The 18,819-nt window shown below is 70.9% G+C and carries 16 protein-coding genes; 12 read left to right on the forward strand and 4 right to left on the reverse strand.

All coding sequences use genetic code 11. The annotated features are described in order from the left end of the window. Positions 1–45 precede the first annotated feature (45 nt). Positions 46–996 (forward strand): YegS/Rv2252/BmrU family lipid kinase, encoded by a 951-nt coding sequence (locus Q7X29_RS09865; protein WP_316573869.1) that lies wholly within the window; start codon positions 46–48, stop codon positions 994–996. Between the two features lie 177 nt (positions 997–1,173). Here Q7X29_RS09865 and Q7X29_RS09870 read toward each other — a convergent pair whose 3' ends face one another. Further along, on the reverse strand, positions 1,174–1,875 hold the full coding sequence (locus Q7X29_RS09870) for an AAA family ATPase (RefSeq protein WP_308248662.1): 702 nt from the start codon (positions 1,873–1,875) through the stop codon (positions 1,174–1,176). Positions 1,876–2,186: 311 nt separating this feature from the next. Between Q7X29_RS09870 and Q7X29_RS09875 the strand changes: the two genes are divergently transcribed. The 9 genes from Q7X29_RS09875 (at position 2,187) to proB (ending at position 14,585) form a co-directional block, all read left to right on the forward strand. Next, positions 2,187–4,865 carry a valine--tRNA ligase gene (locus Q7X29_RS09875; RefSeq protein ID WP_218721469.1) on the forward strand — a complete coding sequence of 893 codons (2,679 nt, stop codon included), beginning with the start codon at positions 2,187–2,189 and terminating at the stop codon, positions 4,863–4,865. After that, entirely contained in the window at positions 4,862–6,322 is a 1,461-nt protein-coding gene (folC, locus tag Q7X29_RS09880; RefSeq protein ID WP_449411939.1) for a bifunctional tetrahydrofolate synthase/dihydrofolate synthase, read from the forward strand. The genes Q7X29_RS09875 and folC overlap by 4 nt, the downstream gene beginning before the upstream one ends. Further along, positions 6,319–6,756, forward strand: coding sequence for a DUF4233 domain-containing protein (locus Q7X29_RS09885; RefSeq protein WP_218721468.1), 438 nt, complete (start codon positions 6,319–6,321; stop codon positions 6,754–6,756). Before folC ends, Q7X29_RS09885 begins: the two co-directional genes overlap by 4 nt. Before the next feature lie 9 nt (positions 6,757–6,765). Further along, positions 6,766–7,182: a nucleoside-diphosphate kinase gene (gene ndk / locus Q7X29_RS09890; RefSeq protein ID WP_218721467.1), complete on the forward strand. Its 417-nt coding sequence runs from the start codon at positions 6,766–6,768 to the stop codon at positions 7,180–7,182. Positions 7,183–7,748: 566 nt separating this feature from the next. Further along, positions 7,749–10,898: a translation initiation factor IF-2 N-terminal domain-containing protein gene (locus Q7X29_RS09895; RefSeq protein ID WP_316573870.1), complete on the forward strand. Its 3,150-nt coding sequence runs from the start codon at positions 7,749–7,751 to the stop codon at positions 10,896–10,898. 265 nt (positions 10,899–11,163) lie between these two features. After that, the gene (gene rplU, locus Q7X29_RS09900; protein ID WP_110039506.1) at positions 11,164–11,475 is read left to right on the forward strand and encodes a 50S ribosomal protein L21; all 312 of its coding nucleotides are present in this window, start codon (positions 11,164–11,166) and stop codon (positions 11,473–11,475) included. Between the two features lie 22 nt (positions 11,476–11,497). Next, positions 11,498–11,764 carry a 50S ribosomal protein L27 gene (rpmA, locus tag Q7X29_RS09905; RefSeq protein WP_067486232.1) on the forward strand — a complete coding sequence of 89 codons (267 nt, stop codon included), beginning with the start codon at positions 11,498–11,500 and terminating at the stop codon, positions 11,762–11,764. A 121-nt stretch (positions 11,765–11,885) separates the two neighbouring features. Then, positions 11,886–13,340 carry a GTPase ObgE gene (gene obgE / locus Q7X29_RS09910; protein ID WP_218721465.1) on the forward strand — a complete coding sequence of 485 codons (1,455 nt, stop codon included), beginning with the start codon at positions 11,886–11,888 and terminating at the stop codon, positions 13,338–13,340. Between the two features lie 129 nt (positions 13,341–13,469). Further along, positions 13,470–14,585: a glutamate 5-kinase gene (gene proB, locus Q7X29_RS09915; RefSeq protein ID WP_449411940.1), complete on the forward strand. Its 1,116-nt coding sequence runs from the start codon at positions 13,470–13,472 to the stop codon at positions 14,583–14,585. Positions 14,586–14,914: 329 nt separating this feature from the next. Here proB and Q7X29_RS09920 read toward each other — a convergent pair whose 3' ends face one another. The 3 genes from Q7X29_RS09920 to Q7X29_RS09930 are packed head-to-tail and all read right to left on the reverse strand — an operon-like array spanning position 14,915 to position 17,502. Next, positions 14,915–16,360, reverse strand: a complete 1,446-nt coding sequence (locus Q7X29_RS09920; RefSeq protein ID WP_316573871.1) for a hypothetical protein — start codon at positions 16,358–16,360, stop codon at positions 14,915–14,917. Next, a complete protein-coding gene (locus Q7X29_RS09925; RefSeq protein ID WP_218721463.1) occupies positions 16,360–16,731 on the reverse strand; it encodes a hypothetical protein in 372 nt (123 codons plus the stop codon). Before Q7X29_RS09925 ends, Q7X29_RS09920 begins: the two co-directional genes overlap by 1 nt. A gap of 36 nt (positions 16,732–16,767) precedes the next feature. Beyond that, positions 16,768–17,502 (reverse strand): ESX secretion-associated protein EspG, encoded by a 735-nt coding sequence (locus tag Q7X29_RS09930; RefSeq protein WP_316573872.1) that lies wholly within the window; start codon positions 17,500–17,502, stop codon positions 16,768–16,770. Positions 17,503–17,685: 183 nt separating this feature from the next. On the opposite strand from Q7X29_RS09930, the gene Q7X29_RS09935 reads away from it, so the two are divergent. Both Q7X29_RS09935 and Q7X29_RS09940 read left to right on the forward strand, forming a co-directional pair. Then, positions 17,686–17,970, forward strand: coding sequence for a hypothetical protein (locus tag Q7X29_RS09935; protein WP_316573873.1), 285 nt, complete (start codon positions 17,686–17,688; stop codon positions 17,968–17,970). A gap of 5 nt (positions 17,971–17,975) precedes the next feature. Beyond that, a complete protein-coding gene (locus Q7X29_RS09940) occupies positions 17,976–18,773 on the forward strand; it encodes a DUF5602 domain-containing protein (protein ID WP_316573874.1) in 798 nt (265 codons plus the stop codon). The last annotated feature ends 46 nt before the right edge of the window (positions 18,774–18,819 follow it).

The following is an 18,819-nucleotide window of genomic DNA, read 5'->3' on the forward strand; positions in this document are numbered from 1 at the left end:
GCGAGTGAACCGTAGGCGCAGCGCGCGTTCGCGAGAGGTGGAGTCGTGAGCGAACTCACGGTGCGGCGGGTCCTCGTCGTCACGAACCCGTACTCGGGGGCGGGGCGGGGCGACGGCGTCGCCGAAGCGGTGCTGGAGCGGCTGCTGACCCAGGGCGTCGAGGTGGCCGAGGTGCGGGCGCCCAGCGCGGCCGAATCGGTCGAGCAGGTCAGAGCGGCCGTCACCAGCGAGCTGCGCAGGCCCGACGCGGTGATCTGCGTCGGCGGCGACGGGCTGATGAACGTGCTGCTGGCCGCGGTCGCGCACAGTACGGTGCCACTGGGTCTGGTGCCGGCGGGCACCGGCAACGACCTGGCCAGGGAACTCGGTATCCCCACCGGTGATCCGGCGGCGGCCATCGACATCGTGCTGCGCGGCCGGGTCCGACACCTCGACCTCGGCCGGATCGAGTCGACGTACGCGACGCCCACCTGGTTCGCCACCGTCGTCGGCACCGGATTCGACGCACGGGTCACCCTGCGCGCCAACAAGATGCGCTACCCGCGCGGCCCGCTGCGCTACACCGTGGCCGCGGTGGCCGAGCTGATGCGCGGCTACACGCTGCCGTTCACGATCGAGCTGTCGGGGCTGGCGCCCGGCGCGCTCGACAATCCCGAGGGCGAGCACACGGTCGTGCACACCGATGCGGTGATGGCCCCGATCGGCAACACCCGCACCTACGGCGGCGGCATGCTGGTGTGCCCGGACGCACTCGCCGACGACGGCTACCTCGACATCACGGTGGTCGGCGCCGTCTCCCGGCTCGAGATGGCGCGGCTGCTACCCGCGCTGTCGGCGGGCAAGCGCATCGATCATCCGTCGACCAAGCGCTACCGCGCGCGCCGAATCACCGTCAGCGCCGACGGCGGCTACGCCACGGCCGACGGTGAGCCGGCCGGGATGCTGCCGGTCACCGTGCAGGCGATGCCGGGCGCGCTGACGGTCCTGGTTCCCTAGGCAGGCGCGGCCCGCCCTGCTGCCCCGGACGCGTGCTGACAGCGTGGTCTGCCGCGTACCCGCGGTCGGGCTGCGCCGTCGCGCGTGCCGGACCGCGGGTGATCGGGTTGTTCGCACCGGTGCTCGACGCGCGCCAGGGCGACGGCCGGCAACTCGGCACAGGCGGCGGATGGCGGCTCAGGCGGCGTCGAAGGTGACGCGGGTGACCGCGCTGAGGGCCGGGCGGTCGACGATCACCACCGACGCCGACTCCAGCGGTTCCGAGACCGGGCGGAGCGGGCCGTCGCCGCGCGCGCCGAGGGCGCTCATCAGCTGCTCCCACCGGCGGCAGTGCGCGGTGAACGCCACCCCGTTGACCCGTCTGCCCCGGGTGATCTGCCCGTGTCTGGCCTGCGTCGCGGGCACATCGATCAGCACCATGTGCAGTTCCCGGTGCTCCTCGCGGGCCCAGCGCGCGATCAGCCTGCGGCTCCAGCCGAAGGTGGCGCAGTCGTGGATGGCCACCGGCCCGTCGGCGGTGCGCAGCGCGCGGCGAATGGCGCGGTAGTGCGCGAGGTGCACCAGCGGCCGCCACAGCGGGTAGGGCAGCAGACCGAGCCGGTGCCGGAGCCGGTTGCGGGTGTGCTGGGAATCGAGCACCAGCGCGCCCGAGGCCGCGCGCACCGGCTGCTCGGCCTCTGGTCCGGCGGCGAAGAACCGGTGTAGCGCAGTGGATTTGCCCGCGCCGGGCACACCGGCGAAGACCAAGACGCTGGCAGCGGGGTACTGGAGCTCGTCGACCTCGCCCGCGCGGAGGTCGAGCAGCGCGGTCGGACGGACGGTCCGGATGCGCGCGGCGCGGGGCGGGGGAGATGCGGCGGAATCGAGCGGGGGCGTCACCCTCTCCAGACTCCGGTAAAACGGACAATTCGGCAATCGGGGATTTCCCCGATCTTCGCCAAAGCAGCTTGGCTCACAACGACTTCCGCGTGTCGTTGGGTCCTGGGAACAAGAGTTACTCGCGCGGCAACCAGAAACTGAGAATTGCCTATGGATTCCCCTGGCCACGCCGAATCGCCGGTAGTATCACAGGGGTAGACGGAGTCTTCGGTGTCCCTCATCCACCGAAGATTCCGTCTCTGTTTTTTCGGCGGTGCCGCGCTGTGGCGGGGGGCGTCAATAGCTTTGCCGGGGCCCCTTAGGATTGGTGGGTGACCAGCGCAGCCCCAGACAACTCGCGTAATCGTGCCGATGCCCTGCCCAAGAGCTGGAACCCCGGCGAGGTAGAGGCCGACCTGTACGAGGGCTGGGTAGCCGCCGGATACTTCGGCGCCGACGCGACCAGCGGCAAGCCCGCCTACTCGATCGTGCTGCCACCGCCGAACGTCACCGGCACCCTGCACATGGGCCACGCCCTCGACCACACCCTCATGGACACCCTCACCCGCCGCAAGCGGATGCAGGGCTACGAGGTGCTGTGGCTGCCCGGCATGGACCACGCGGGCATCGCGACCCAGACCGTGGTGGAGAAGCAGCTCGCCGCCGACGGCAAGACCAAAGAGGACTTCGGCCGCGAGCTGTTCATCGACAAGGTGTGGGACTGGAAGCGCGAGTCCGGCGGCGCGATCCAGTGGCAGATGCGCGCGCTCGGCGACGGCGTCGACTGGAGCCGCGACCGGTTCACCATGGACGAGGGCCTCTCGCGCGCCGTCCGCACCATCTTCAAGCGCATGTACGACGCGGGGCTGATCTACCGGGCCGAGCGCCTGGTGAACTGGTCGCCGGTGCTGAAGACCGGCATCTCCGATCTCGAGGTGGACTACAAGGACGTCGAGGGCGAGCTCGTCTCGCTGCGCTACGGCTCGCTCGACGACAACGAACCGCACGTCGTGGTGGCCACCACCCGGGTCGAGACGATGCTCGGTGACACCGCCGTGGCCGTGCACCCCGACGATCCGCGCTACGCCGCGATGATCGGCACCACCGTCTACCACCCGATCACCGGCAGCCAGATCCCGATCATCGCCGACGACTACGTCGACCCGGAGTTCGGCACCGGCGCGGTGAAGATCACCCCCGCGCACGACCCCAACGACTTCGAGATGGGCCTGCGGCACAACCTGCCGATGCCGACGATCATGGACGAGGGCGGCCGGATCACCGGCACCGGAACCGAATTCGACGGCATGGACCGCTTCGAGGCCCGCGTGAAGGTGCGCGAGCGCCTGGCCGCCGAGGGGCGCGTGGTCGCCGAGAAGCGGCCCTACGTGCACAGCGTCGGCCACTCCGAGCGTTCCGGCGAGCCGATCGAGCCGCGCCTGTCCATGCAGTGGTGGGTCAAGGTCGAGTCGCTGGCCAAGGCCGCGGGCGACGCCGTCCGCGACGGCGACGTGAAGATCCACCCCGCCAGCCAGGAACCGCGCTGGTTCGATTGGGTCGACAACATGCACGACTGGTGCATCTCGCGGCAGCTGTGGTGGGGCCATCGCATTCCGATCTGGTACGGCCCCGAAGGCGAGATCGTCTGCCTCGGACCCGATGAGGAAGCGCCCGAGGGCTGGGTGCAGGACCCCGACGTGCTCGACACCTGGTTCTCCTCGGGCCTGTGGCCGTTCTCCACGATGGGCTGGCCCGAGGCCACCCCGGAGCTGGCGAAGTTCTATCCGACCAGCGTGCTCGTCACCGGCTACGACATCCTGTTCTTCTGGGTGGCCCGGATGATGATGTTCGGCATGTTCGTCAGCGACGACCCGGCGCTCACCGTCGGCAAGGGCGGGCAGAAGCAGGTGCCGTTCGAGGACGTCTTCCTGCACGGCCTGATCCGCGACCAGCACGGCAAGAAGATGTCGAAGTCGCGCGGCAACGGCATCGACCCGCTGGACTGGATCAACTCCTACGGCGCCGACGCGTTGCGCTTCACCCTGGCCCGTGGCGCCCAGCCGGGCGGTGACCTCTCGGTCGGCGAACCGCACGCGCTGGCCTCGCGCAGCTTCGTCACCAAGCTGTTCAACGCCACCAAATTCGCGCTGATGAACGGCGCTCGCTCGGGTGAGCTGCCGCCGCGCGAGACGCTGACCGACACCGACCGCTGGATCGTCGACCGGCTCGACGAGGTGCGCGCTGAAGTGGACGCCGCCTTCGACGCCTACGAGTTCGGCAAGGCCTGCGAGGCGCTGTACCACTTCGCCTGGGACGAGCTGTGCGACTGGTACCTGGAACTGTCCAAGGTCCAGTTCGCCGAGTCCGACGCCCGCGCCGAGAGCACCGCGGTGGTGCTCGGCACGGTGCTCGACGCGGTGCTGCGTCTGCTGCACCCGGTGATCCCGTTCGTCACCGAGACCCTGTGGAAGGCGCTGACCGGCGGCGAATCGGTGGTCGTCGCCCCGTGGCCGACTGCCGGCGGCGTGGCCACCGACACCGTGGCCGCGCAGCGGGTCGCCGACGCGCAGCGCCTGATCACCGAGATCCGCCGCTTCCGCAGCGACCAGGGCCTGGCCGACAAGCAGAAGGTGAAGGCCACGCTGGTGGGCCTCGCCGAGGCCGGGCTCGGTGAGTTCACCGGCTCGGTGGCCAACCTGGCCCGGCTGACCGAGCCCGGTGACGATTTCGCCACCACCGCCGAGGTGCAGGTCCGCCTGTCCGGCGCGACGGTCACCGTGCAGCTCGACACCTCCGGCGCGATCGACCTCGACGCCGAGCGCCGCAGGCTGGAGAAGGACCTCGCGGTCGCGCAGAAGGACCTCGACACCACCACGGCCAAGCTCGGCAACGAGGCATTCCTGGCCAAGGCGCCGCAGCAGGTCGTCGACAAGATCACCGGGCGTCGGGATGTGGCCGCGGCCGAAGTCGCGCGCATCGGTGCCCGGCTGGCGGAGCTGAGCGGCAAGTGAACGACGAGCCGGAGCCGCAGTACGAGGCCGACGACCACCGCCGGGCTCCGCTCGGCGCCGGACCGTCGCCCGTCGACCTGGCCGAGATGGCGCTGGTCGAGGCCGAGCTGGACAAGCGCTGGCCCGAGACCAAGATCGAGCCGTCGCTGACCAGGATCAGCACGCTGATGGATCTGCTGGGCAACCCGCAGCGCAACTATCCGGCGATCCACGTCGCGGGCACCAACGGCAAGACCTCGGTGACCCGGATGATCGATGCCCTGCTCACCGCGCTGCACCGGCGCACCGGCCGGATCACCAGCCCGCACCTGCAACTGGCGACCGAGCGGATCAGCGTCGACAACGCGCCGATCAGCCCCGCCCGGTACGTGGAGACCTTCCGCGAGCTCGAGCCCTACATCGCGATGATCGACCAGCAGTCCGAGGCGGCCGGCGGCCCGGCGATGAGCAAGTTCGAGGTGCTCACCGGCATGGCCTTCGCCGCCTTCGCCGAGGCGCCGGTCGACGTGGCCGTCGTGGAGACCGGCATGGGCGGTACCTGGGACGCCACCAATGTGATCGACGGGCAGGTCGCGGTGATCACCCCGATCGGCCTGGACCACACCGAGTACCTCGGCCCCGACCTCGCCTCGATCGCGGGGGAGAAGGCCGGGATCATCAAGCGCGCCCCCGAGGCGCTGATCCCGGTCGACACCGTCGCGGTGATCGCCGAGCAGGAGCCCGAGGTGATGGACGTGCTGCTGCGTCGCGCCGTCGAGGCCGACGCCGCGGTCGCCCGCGAGGGCGCGGAGTTCCGGGTGCTGGAGCGGGCCGTCGCGGTCGGCGGCCAGCTGCTGACGCTGCAGGGGCTCGGTGGCGTCTACGACGAGATCTTCCTGCCGCTGCACGGCGAGCACCAGGCCCGCAACGCCTCGCTCGCGCTGGCCGCGGTGGAGGCGTTCTTCGGCGCGGGCGCGGATCGGCAGCTCGACATCGAGGCCGTGCGCGCGGGCTTCGCGAGCGCGGCCAGCCCGGGCCGGATGGAGCGGATGCGCAACGCGCCGACCATCTTCGTCGACGCGGCGCACAATCCGGCGGGGGCGACGGCGCTGGCGAACACCCTCACCACCGAGTTCGACTTCCGCAAGCTGGTCGGCGTCGTCGCCGTGCTCGCGGACAAGGACGCGGCGGGCATCCTCGACGCGCTGGAACCGGTCTTCGACGAGATCGTGGTCACCAGCAACGGTTCGCCACGGGCGATGGACGTCGACGCGCTCGCCGACCTGGCCGTGCAGCGGTTCGGCGACGAGCGGGTGATCACCGCCGAGACCCTGCCCGACGCGCTGGAGTCGGCGATCGCCCTGGCCGAGCAGGCCGGCGACGACGGTGACGTGATCTCGGGCGCAGGCGTTGTCGTCACGGGCTCGGTGGTGACCGCGGGCGCCGCGCGCGCCCTGTTCGGAAAGGCTCCGGCATGAGCAGCACGAGTGAGGTTCCACCCCCGGCCACCGACCCGTGGAAGGGTCTGCGCGGGGTGATGGCGGGCACCCTGGTCCTCGAGGCCATCGTGGTGCTGCTGGCGCTGCCGGTGGTCGCCGACGTCGGCGGCGGGGTCACCTGGTTCTCCGGCACCTACCTGGTGGCGCTCGCGCTGCTGATGATCCTCGGCGCGGGCGTGCAGCGGAAGCCGTGGGCGATCCCGTTCAACCTCGGCCTGCAGGTGCTGCTGCTGGCGGGCACGTTCATCCACCTGTCGATCGGGATCATCGGGCTGGTGTTCGTCGCGGTGTGGGCGTTCATCCTCGTGCTGCGCTCGGACGTGCAGCGCCGGATGGACGCGGGGCTACTGCCCAGTCAACGAATGGGTGGCCGAACTGACACGAGTTCGGCTCCGGGCGGCGACGCCGGTTAGAGTGACGCCGTGACTGAGCAGACTTTGGTACTCATCAAGCCGGACGGCGTCTCCCGTGGCCTCGTCGGCGAGGTGCTGGCCCGTATCGAGCGCAAGGGCCTGACCCTCGAGGCGCTGGAGCTGAAGAACGTGTCGACCGAGCTCGCCGAGGAGCACTACGCCGAGCACGCCGAGCGCCCCTTCTTCGGCTCGCTGATCGAGTTCATCACCTCGGGCCCCGTCGTCGCGGCCGTCTTGTCCGGTCCGCGCGCGATCGCGGCCTTCCGTCAGCTCGCCGGCGGCACCGATCCGGTCGAGAAGGCCACCCCGGGCACCATCCGTGGCGACTTCGGCCTGGAGACCCAGTTCAACCTCGTTCACGGTTCCGACTCGCCCGAGTCCGCCAAGCGCGAGATCGCGCTCTGGTTCCCCGAATTCCCTGCCTGAACGGTCAGCGCCCGGAGGCGGTAGCGCAGCGTAACCACGCAGGGCGCCCGGTCAGGCAGTTTTGGATGCTGCCTGAACGCGCTGTACTCGCTCGTCGCGTCCGGTGTGGACGCGACGAGCTCGAGCGGCCGAGGTTCGCGGGAGTTGCGCCGATGGCGATCCCCGCGCGAACCGTATGGGATACTGACTATGGATGTGTTCGTCACCGATGCTCGAACAGGGCGGTTGGTGACAGCCTGTCGCGCAGGTACGCGACGGCGGTGACGGACATGACCGGATGACACCGCGGTTGGATGCCGATCATCGCTGCCACGGACGACCCTGTTGCTGGGGTTGCCCGCGCAGGCACGCTGGATGAGCGCTCGGAACGCGGAGTCACGCCGCACAGCCAGGCGCCGCGTGACCGGTTGGCCCGCCAGAAGATCGATCGAGGTGCGACCGGACACGCGGGGCGAGACCAGATGACCCTCGTACCATCGGGTACGAGGTGCACGGACGATGCCCCCGCGTCGGCCGCGTCACTCCCGTACCGGGGAAGGACGCGCCCGGGGGCCCGAGGAGACTTCGTGGCCGATACAGAGCCGCTGGACACAACACAACAGGATGCCGATCAATTGCCGGAGCGAATTCGAGTTCATGCACTGGCCAAGCGGTTGGGAGTGACCAGCAAACGCATCCTGGCCAAACTGGCCGAACTGGGGGCCGAGGCGCGCAGCGTCCAATCGAATGTGGATCGCGCGGTCGCCGAGACCGTGCGCGACGCGATCGCCGCCGCTGACGCCGATACCGGCGAATCCTCGGCATCCACCCCCGCGACGGCGACCCCGCCGTCGACCGCCCCCGTCGCCGAGCAGCCGGCCGACACGACCACCGCGCCCGCGCCGATGTTCTCGGCACCCGAGGTCGCGCGGACCGACGAAGTCTTCGCCGCCATGGCCGACGACGCGCACACCGGTCTGTTCACCCACCGCCCGGTCGAGGAACCGGCGGTGGTCGAGCCGGTCAGCTTCGAGGCGCCCGCCTTCACCGCGCCGCTGTTCCTGCCGCCGGACGCCACCGCCGCCGAGGAGGCGCGCAAGCGCCGCCGCGCCGAGCGGACCGTCAAGCGGACCGAGGAGCCGGTCGAGGAGATCGAGGCCGAGGCCGAGCCGGTCGAGGACGAGTCCGACGCCGCCGGGGACACCGGCGACCACGACGCCGACGGGCAGCCGCGCCGCCGTCGCCGGGGCCGTCGTGGTCGCGGCCGTGGCCGGGGCGAGCAGTCCGCCGACGGCGACGACACCGACACCGAGGGCGCCGAGCACGACACCGACGACGAGCCCGCCGCGTCGTCCGAGGCCGCCACCGACGAAGCCGAGCAGCAGGCCGAGGACACCGACGCCGACTCCGACGACGAAGACGACACCCAGCCCGAGGGCGCGAGCCGGCGCCGCCGCCGTCGTCGCCGCCGCAAGGTCGGCGGGGAGGGCGGCGATGCCGACGCGTCGTCGGAGGACGATCCGCCGAACACCGTCGTGCACGAGCGCGAGCCGCGCAACAAGAGCCGTGGCCGGGCCGCGTCCGACGAGGTGCAGGGCATCTCCGGATCCACCCGGCTCGAGGCCAAGCGTCAGCGCCGCCGCGACGGCCGCGAGGCCGGTCGCCGTCGTCCGCCGATCCTGACCGAGTCGGAGTTCCTGGCCCGCCGCGAGGCGGTCGACCGGGTGATGGTCGTGCGGGAGAAGTCGTTCGACGCCGCCGAGCACGCGCCGGGTCACCAGATCACCACCCAGGTGGCGGTGCTCGAGGACAACATCCTGGTCGAGCACTTCGTGACCAGTTCCGGCCAGGCGTCGATGGTGGGCAATGTCTACCTCGGCAAGGTGCAGAACGTGCTGCCGAGCATGGAGGCCGCGTTCATCGACATCGGCCGCGGCCGCAACGGCGTGCTCTACGCCGGTGAGGTGAACTGGGACGCCGCCGGTCTGGGCGGCAAGGAGCGCAAGATCGAGCAGGCGCTCAAGCCCGGCGATCAGGTGCTGGTGCAGGTGTCCAAGGACCCGGTGGGTCACAAGGGCGCCCGTCTGACCACCCAGATCTCGCTCGCGGGCCGCTTCCTGGTGTACGTGCCGGGCGGCACCTCCACCGGGATCAGCCGCAAGCTGCCCGACACCGAGCGCAAGCGCCTCAAGGAGATCCTGCGCGAGATCGTGCCCGCCGACGCCGGTGTGATTATCCGCACCGCGTCCGAGGGTGTCAGCGAGCCCGAGCTGGCTCGCGACGTCGAGCGGCTGCAGGCCACCTGGCGCACCATCGAAGAGGCCGCCGCCAAGGAGTCCAACGCGCCCAAGGCTCTCTACGAAGAGCCCGACATGCTGGTCAAGGTCATCCGCGATCTGTTCAACGAGGACTTCGCCAAGCTGGTCATCGAGGGCGAGCGGGCCTGGAGCACGGTCGAGACCTACGTGCGCACCGTCGCGCCGGACCTGCTGCCGCGGGTGAACCGGCACGAGAACAACGGTGTCGACGTGTTCGACGCCTTCCGCATCGACGAGCAGCTGGCCAAGGCGCTCGATCGCAAGGTGTGGCTGCCCTCGGGCGGCACGCTGGTGATCGACCGCACCGAGGCGATGACGGTCGTCGACGTCAACACCGGCAAGTTCACCGGGTCGGGTTCGTCGAACCTGGAGGAGACGGTCACCAAGAACAACTTGGAGGCGGCCGAGGAGATCGTGCGCCAGATGCGGCTGCGCGACATCGGCGGCATGATCGTCGTCGACTTCATCGACATGGTGCTCGAATCCAACCGTGACCTGGTGCTGCGCCGGCTCACCGAGGCGCTGGGCCGCGATCGCACCCGGCACCAGGTGTCGGAGGTGACCTCGCTCGGCCTGGTCCAGATGACCCGCAAGAAGCTGGGCACCGGACTGGTCGAGGCGTTCTCGACGACCTGTGAGCACTGCCACGGGCGCGGCATCCTCGTGCACTCCTATCCGGTCGACGCCGGGTCCGGTGCCGACGACTCGGGCAACCGGGCCAAGGAAGGCTCGTCGCGTCGTCGTCGCGGCAAGGACAAGACCCAGGACAAGCCCGCCGCCGCGGCCGCTCCGGCGACCAACGGCACCGCGCCCGCCGCCGAGCACGGTGAGGAGGACATCGCGGTCAAGCGGGCCCACCCGGTCGCGCTCGCGATGGCCGCCCACCACGGTGAGGACGGCGAGCCCGTCGAGGAGGTCGTGGCCGAGACCGCGGCCCCCGCGGAGGCGCCCGCCGAGCCGACCCGGTCGCGGTCGCGGTCCCGGTCACGCCGGTCGAGCCGGGGCGCTGCCGCTCAGGCCGAGTCGGCGGCCGACAGTCCCGCGCTCACCGGGGTCATCCCGGCCGAGCCCGTCGCGGCGGACGAGGAGGCGGCCCCGGTCGCCGAGCCTGTTGCCGAGCCGGAGCCCGTCGTGGTGGAGACCGCCGTCGAGCCGGAGCCCGAACAGGCCGAGCCCGAACCCGAGCCGGTCGTGGAGGAGCCCGCTGCTCGCGCACCGCGCAGGCGCCGCGTGGCCCGCTCGACGGCGGCACCCGCCCCCGACAGCGCGGGCGCGGTGTTCGTCCTGTCGACGAGCGAGCAGCCCCCCGCCGCGGCCGTCGTGGACTTCGCCGCCGAGCCGGTCGTCGTCCCGGCCCGCAAGCCGCGCCGTCGCGCGGTGGGCAGGCCGGCGGGCGCACCCGCGCCCGAATCGAACTAGGAGGCCGCCTGCGCGCGGGGAGCACTCCTCGCGCGCAGGCCCTCGATTCGGCCCTGACCGGCCGAATTGGGGGAGTGGATACCGGTCTGGTAACCTAGGTCGGTCGCTGCCCCGCGATTGGGCACCTAGCCGAACGGCAGGGTGATTCCGCAGGCAAGTGACCGTTGCTCTCCCCGTTCGCGGGAATGAGCCCCAGTCAAGAACACGCGTCGCGCAGCTGTGACGTGAAACGAGCACGACCAACGTGAGTGGAGGAAGCCGACCGATGGCAGCGTACGCAATCGTCAAGACCGGCGGAAAGCAGTACAAGGTCGCGGTCGGTGACCTGGTGAAGGTCGAGAAGATCGAGGGTGAGCCCGGCACCGCCGTGGCCCTGACCCCGGTTCTCGTCGTCGACGGCGCCGATCTGACCACCGACGCCGACAAGCTGGCCAAGATCTCCGTGGCCGCCGAGGTCGTCGATCAGACCAAGGGCCCGAAGATCCGGATCCACAAGTTCAAGAACAAGACCGGCTACCACAAGCGCCAGGGTCACCGTCAGCCGCTGACGGTCATCAAGGTCACCGGCATCAAGTAAGACATCCCGAGGAGACGAAGCAATGGCACATAAGAAGGGTGCATCCAGCTCCCGGAACGGTCGTGATTCGAACGCCCAGCGCCTCGGCGTGAAGCGCTTCGGTGGCCAGAAGGTCAGCGCGGGCGAGATCCTCGTCCGTCAGCGCGGAACCCACTTCCACCCCGGCGTGAACGTCGGTCGTGGCGGCGACGACACCCTGTTCGCCCTCGCGGCGGGCGCGGTCGAGTTCGGCACCAAGCGTGGCCGCAAGACCGTCAACATCGTCGTCCCGGAGCCGGTCCAGGCCTGACCGCCTGGAGCGTCAGCTCCCCACGGACACCGGAGCGGGTCAGGGTTGTTTCCCTGACCCGCTCCGTCGTGTTCGCTCACCCTTACCGCAATCGACCAGTCAGAAGGAGGAGGATCAACCCATGTCCAAATTCATCGACCGCGTCGTGCTGCATGTTCGTGCCGGTAGAGGTGGACACGGTTGCGCCTCGGTGCATCGTGAGAAGTTCAAGCCGCTCGGTGGTCCCGACGGTGGCAACGGCGGCAACGGCGGGGATGTGATCCTCGAGGTCGACCCGAACGTCCACACCCTGCTCGACTTCCATTTCCATCCGCACGCCAAGGCCGGCAACGGCAAGCCCGGCGAGGGCGGCAACCGCGACGGCAAGATGGGCACCGACCTGGTGCTCAAGGTGCCCGACGGCACCGTGGTCGTCGATGCCGACGGCGAGGTCGTCGTCGACCTGGTCGGCGTCGGCAACAAGTTCGTGGTCGCCAAGGGCGGCCGCGGCGGTCTCGGCAACGCCTCGCTGGCGTCCAAGGCACGCAAGGCGCCCGGTTTCGCGCTGCTCGGGGAAGAGGGCGAAGAGCTCGACCTGGTCCTGGAGCTGAAGTCGGTCGCCGACGTCGGCCTGGTCGGGTTCCCGTCGGCGGGCAAGTCCTCGCTGGTCTCGGTGCTCTCGGCCGCCAAGCCCAAGATCGCCGACTACCCGTTCACCACGCTGGTCCCGAACCTGGGCGTGGTCGCCAGCGGCGACACCACCTTCACCGTCGCCGACGTGCCGGGTCTGATTCCCGGCGCCAGCGACGGTCGTGGCCTCGGCCTGGACTTTCTGCGCCATCTGGAGCGCTGCGCGGTGCTGGCCCACGTCGTCGACTGCGCGACCCTGGAACCGGGCCGCGACCCGGTCTCCGACGTCGACGCGCTCGAGGCCGAACTGGCCGCGTACAAACCGGCCCTGGCCGGTGACGCGAGCCTCGGCGACCTGGCCGACCGGCCCCGCGTGGTCATCCTGAACAAGACCGACGTTCCCGACGCCGCCGAACTGGCCGAGATGGTGACGCCGGAGTTCACCGAACGCGGCTGGCCGGTGTTCGAGATCTCCGCGGTGAGCCGCGCCGGCCTGCGTCCGCTGACCTTCGCGCTGGCCGATATGGTCCGCCAGTATCGCGAAGATCACCCGAAGGCCGCGCCGAAGCGCACGGTGATCCGTCCGATCGCGACCGACGAGTCCGGGTTCAGCGTGATCGCGGATCCGCAGGAGCCGGGTGGCTTCATCGTGCGCGGTACCCGGCCGGAGCGCTGGGTGCGCCAGACCCAGTTCGACAACGACGAAGCCGTCGGCTATCTGGCCGACCGGCTGGCCCGCCTCGGCGTCGAGGCCGAGCTGGTCAAGCAGGGTGCTGAGCCGGGGTGTTCGGTGACGATCGGCGATGTGTCGTTCGAGTGGGAGCCGCAGGTATCCGCCGGTGTCGACATCGTGCCGACCGGCCGCGGTACCGACATCCGGCTGGAGAACAACGACCGCATCGGCGCGGCGGAGCGCAAGCTCGCCTCGCGTGCGCGTCGTGGCTTGCTCGACGAAGACGGGAAGTAGGGGTCCGGCCGTGTCGGCGCCGGTCGAAAACCGGTGTCGGACACGGTCGTTCGATCGGCATACTGCGGTGGGTCACCGGCATGAGCTGGGACCGTCGACGACGGTGATCGCGGTGCAGGGAGTAAGGCTATGCAGGTGAGTTCGGAGCTGAGTGCGGCGCGCCAGGCCATCGTGTCGGCGCGCGCGGTGGTGGTGAAGATCGGTTCGTCGGCGCTGACCAGCCTCGAGGGCGGTCTGGACACCGACCGGCTCGATCGGCTGGCCGACGCCGTGGAGGCGCGGATGCGGGCCGGTTCGGACGTGGTCGTGGTGTCCTCCGGTGCGATCGGCGCGGGCATCGCGCCGCTTGGCCTGTCGCGCAGGCCCAAGGACCTGGCCACCAAGCAGGCCGCGGCGAGTGTGGGCCAGCTGGCCCTCGCGCACGCCTGGGGCACCTCGTTCGCCCGCTACGACCGCACCGTCGGCCAGGTGCTGCTCTCCGCCGACGACTTCGCCCGCCGCGAGCACCACCGCAATGCCCAGCGCACCCTGGACCGACTACGCGCGCTCGGCGCGATCGCCGTGGTCAACGAGAACGACACCGTCGCCACGGAGGAGATCCGCTTCGGCGACAACGACCGCCTCGCCGCCCTGGTGGCGCACCTGGTCGGCGCCGACGCGCTGATCCTGCTCTCGGATGTGTCCGGCCTCTACGACGGTGACCCGCGCAAGGGCGCCGCGAACTTCATCCCCGAGGTGCGCAGCAGCGCCGACCTCGACGGCGTGATCGCCGGCAGCGGGGGCGCGCTCGGCACCGGCGGCATGGCCTCCAAGCTGTCCGCCGCCCGCCTCGCCGCCGACGCGGGCATCCCCGTCCTGCTCGCCTCGGCCGCCGACGCCGCGACCGCGCTGGCCGACGGCACCGTCGGCACCGCCTTCGCCGCCCGCCCGGTCCGCCTGTCCGGCCGCAAGTTCTGGGTCCGGCACGCCGCCGATACCCGTGGCTCGGTCCTCATCGACGCGGGCGCCGTCGAAGCCGTCGCCGAGCGCCGCTCCCTGCTCGCGGCGGGCATCACCGGCGTCCGCGGCCGCTTCTTCGGCGGCGATGTCGTCGACCTGGTCAGCCCCGACAACCGGGTGGTCGCCCGCGGCGTCGTCGAATACGACAGCACCGAACTGACCACCATGCTCGGCCGCTCCACCACCGAACTCCCCGACACCATGCAGCGCCCGGTCATCCACGCCGACGACCTGGTCAAGGTCTGATCCCGGACGCCGGCACCGGAAACACCGCCACGGGTAGACCTTTCGCGACCCGAGGTCGAGGCGCTCCGGGTTCGCACCCGCTACCAGCCGCCGCGCTCCACGACGACGCGGCGGTTCGTCCGTAGCGGGCGAGTTACCGGACCCCCTTCGGGCCGAACTCGTCCTCCCGCACTGCCCGGCGTGGGCGAGCAGCCCGACCCGACCCAGGTGCGGGGAACAGCCGGGAAGGCTCACTCGCGGGTCACGGAGGCGGGTGGCACCGAGCGGCCCCGGTCCCGCCCCGTCGCGATCGTGGCTGTGCGGTGGCATCGGCGGCCACGCCGCCGCGACTACCGTCGCGGCGGAATGACGCCCGGCTGATCCAGATCCAGCGGTGGTGCGGGCGGCGGCGTCACGGGCTGCGGCTGTGGGCCGGCTGTCTCCGGGATCGGCCCGGTCACCCCCGGCTGCCCACCCGGATCGACCGGCCCACCGGGTACCGGCGGCACCCCGATACCCGCGTGCGGCTCCGGCGCCTGCGGAACCTGCTGCGGTACCGGCACTTCCGGCGCGGGGCTCGGCGGCGCGGGTGACTCCGGTTGCGGCCGTTCCGAAGTCGGCGCGGGTGGCTGCGGCGCTGGTGCGGGGGCTGCGGTCTCCGGTTGGGGTGCGGGGTGTTCCGAGGTGGGCGCCGGCGCTTGCGGCGCTGGCTCGGGTGCGGGGGCCGCGGGTTCCGGTTGGGGCGCGGGCTGTTCCGAGGTGGGGGCGGAAGGTTGGGGCGCGGGCTGTTCGGTCGTGGGCGCCGGAGGCTGCGGTGCGGGGTGTTCGGATGTCGGCGCGGGTTCGGGGGTCGGTGGTGCGGGCTCCGGTTGGGGGGCGGGCTGTTCCGACGTGGAGGTCTGCGGTGCAGGGGTGGAGGGTTCTGGTTGCGGCACAGGATGTTCCGAGGTCGGTGCGGAAGGCGCCGGTTGATCGGTCGTCGGCGGTGCCGGTCGCTCGGATTCTTCCGTCGGGGCGGGGCTGCCCGAAGTCGGGGGAGCGGGTGTCTCGCTCGACGGCACGGGAGTGGTTTCCGGCTGTGGAGATTCGGTAGTCGGGGCCGGGTCCTGGCTCGGCGCCGAGCCTGCCCCGTTCCCGGAGCCCGGGTCGGTCGTGCCGGTATCTGGCGTCGAACCGTTCTTGGGCGAATCACCTTGTGGTGCGGCGGGTTGCGGGAGCTCCGGGGACGACCCGTCGCGTCCCTGCCCGCTGGACGACTCCGATCCCGGCGGCGCGGGCAAGGCGGGCACACCGGTCCCGGCCAGCGAATACGCGGGCTTGTAGATCATGTTCATCGCCAGCACGGCCTCCTGGCGCAACGCTTCCGCCGCCATCTGCGCGTCGATGACATGGGCGGCTTCGAGCAACCGCGCGATGGTGCCGATCGGCCCGGAACCGCCGGGCGCGACGACCGCGAGCTTCACCGCCTCCGCGGCCGCCGCGACCCCACCGAGGCGGGCGCCGACCTCGCCGAAGACCGCCGCGAGCTCGCCGATCGAGTCGGCGAAGGCGCGGGTGCTGGCGAAAGCGGCGTCGGCGGCGGCACCCTCCCACCCGGTCTCGTCGAGGACGCGGTCGACGTTGGACCTGGTCAGCGGCATGGTCGTGGTCAGTGCGGCGGCACTCTCCAGCCAGGCGAGCGAGCTGTCGAGGATCTCGCCCGCATCGATCTGCTGGGTTCGGGTGTAGATCTGCTCGTGCGGCATGGACTCGAAATGCTCCATCGCACTGATGTAGGTGGGGTCGGTGCCGCCCATCAGCGCCGCCTCGGGTCGACCGCGCGCAGCGCGGTGGCCGCGGCCGCGTCGGCCTCGTCGAGCAGACCGGCGCTGAGCAGGAAGGCCTCCTTCATCCGGTAGGCGGCCTCGATGTAGTGGTCGAGCAGTTCGGCGGCGTCGCGGGCCTTGTGGGCGAACCCGGCCTGCAACTGCTGCGCGGAGACGAAACCACCGAATCCGCCCGCCGCACCGGCGTATTCGAGGCGCTGACGGAGCTGGGCGAGCCGGTCGGCCTGCTGTTCGTAGAGGTCGGCGCAGCGGCGCGCGGCATCGGGATCGAACTTCACGGTGCCCGCCGCGGCGGCGCTGCGGAACCGGGAGATCTCGGCTCTGCTGCTCTCGATCGTCATCGCGTCTCCCCTCCAGATCGTGCGTCGGCGTCCAGGCTAGCCGGACCTTCGGGTGGTGGAACTGTGCGCAGGAGCCAGCCTGCGCTGGAGCTGGGCGGCCAGCTGACCGCTCGCGGCGGGCACGACGTGCACCGTTTCTCCCGCGCGCAGCAGGTAGCGCCCGTCCCCGGCCACATCGATCCAGCTGTAGTGCACCGGCGGGGTCGGCGCGGCGCGGTCGAGCCCGGTTTCGATGCGGATGTGTCCCTCGGCGGTGTGCGGACGCCGCAGCAGGCGCTGGATCCGGGGGACGGCGGGATGCGCGGCGACCACGGTCTCCTCGTCGCGAACGGCGTCGGCGGCGGCCTCGCGCGCGGGTTCGCGGCCGGGCGGGGTATCGGGCAGGCAGGCGGCGACGCGAGCGCCGATCCCGGCGGTGTGCCCGATCGAAACCCGCACGCGACCACCGAAATCGGGTCGGGAACCCGGTTCCTGGACGACGAGCACGGCATGGTCGTAGACCGCGCAGGCGAGCAGCCGGATCTCGCTGCCGGGGGTGTGCGCGCCGCCGACGAGCACGATCCTGGCGTGTGGTGCGGCGATGATCCGCAGGCAGGCGGCGAGGTCGGGGTCGCCGCCGCCGGGTAGTCGATGGTCGAGGTCGGCGCGTAACCGGGCGGCCTCGTCCTCGGTGCGCGGTGATTCGAGCACCCGGATCGGGAAGGGCATTCGGTCCTGACCGGATTCCCGCCACACGTGCGCGAATTCGTCAGCGCTGAAGGTCCATCCCATTGCCGATCCCATCCTTACCGAACCAGGACGAGGACAGCCTAACCGTCGTGTCCGATTCCGGCGCATCGTTCATCCGTCCGAATGGAAACTTCGGTGCTCTGAGTAGCCAGATGAGTATTTCGGCGGACGCTTCTCGCCACTGGGGCTCCTACCTTCGGGACAGATCCGTCGAATGGAGGAGCCATGACCTACGTCCACATCACCGAGAGCCCCGGGGTGGGTCTCGCGCAGTACCGGACGGTGCACGAGGCGCTCGGACCGGAACCGGTCGCGGGCAATCGGTGGCACTTCGTCGGCGAATGCGACGGCGCGCTGACCGTCGTCGACATCTGGGAGTCGGCCGACGCCGCCGACCGGTTCGCCGCCGAGCGGCTCTTCCCCGCCCTCGACCGGGTCGGCATCCGTCCCGGTCCCGATGCCCGGGTGCGCGCCTTCGAGGCCGCCGTCGAGACCGTGGCCCAGGGGTGAGTGAGATGCGCACGCGAAGCCTCACCGCCGCGCTGGCGGCCCTGCTCGTCCTGGCCACCGCCGCGGCCTGCGGCGACGATGCCGACAAGACCTACTACGGCGACGAACGCGCGCTGGGCAACGGCCAGATCCGCACCTTCGTGACCACCGACGGTTCCGGCACCCCGACCGAGGTCGGCCTGCGGATCCAGGAGGCGGCGCTGGAGGGCCTGCCGATGCCCGCCGCCATGCCGGAAGGTCCGCCACCGGCCAGCCCGCCGCTGGCCCTGCCCGAGGAAGCGTCGGGCACGGTGATCAACCACCTCACCTTCGACTGGGTGCCGCACGGCCACCCGCCGATCGGCATGTTCGACAAGCCGCACTTCGACGCCCACTTCTATTTCGTCGACGCCGCCGCGGTGGCCGCGATCGACCCGCAGGATCCGGAGTTCCTGACGAAGGCGGCGCACAGCCCGGACTCGAAGTACATGCCGGCCGACAGCAGCACGCTGCCCGAACCGATCGAGGTGCAGGCGGTGCCGGCGATGGGCGTGCACTGGGTCGACATGAGCAAGCCGGTCGCGCCGGGCGAGTTCACCCAGACCCTGATCAACGGCGCGTGGGACGGCCAGTACATCTTCACCGAGCCCATGTTCACCAGAGAGTGGCTGCTCACCAAGCCGTCGTTCACCGGGGACATTCCGCAGCCGCAGGCCTACCAGCGCTCCACCCGGTACCCGACTACCTATTCGATCAGCTACGACGACAAGGCCAAGGAGTACGTCGTCACGGTCGGTGGGCTCACCGAGCGCACCGCCTCCTGACCCTTCTGTAGGGCCCTCACCTGCGAGTATGCTCTGATACTCGGAG

The organism is Nocardia canadensis (assembly GCF_032656385.1).
Taxonomy (GTDB): domain Bacteria; phylum Actinomycetota; class Actinomycetes; order Mycobacteriales; family Mycobacteriaceae; genus Nocardia; species Nocardia canadensis.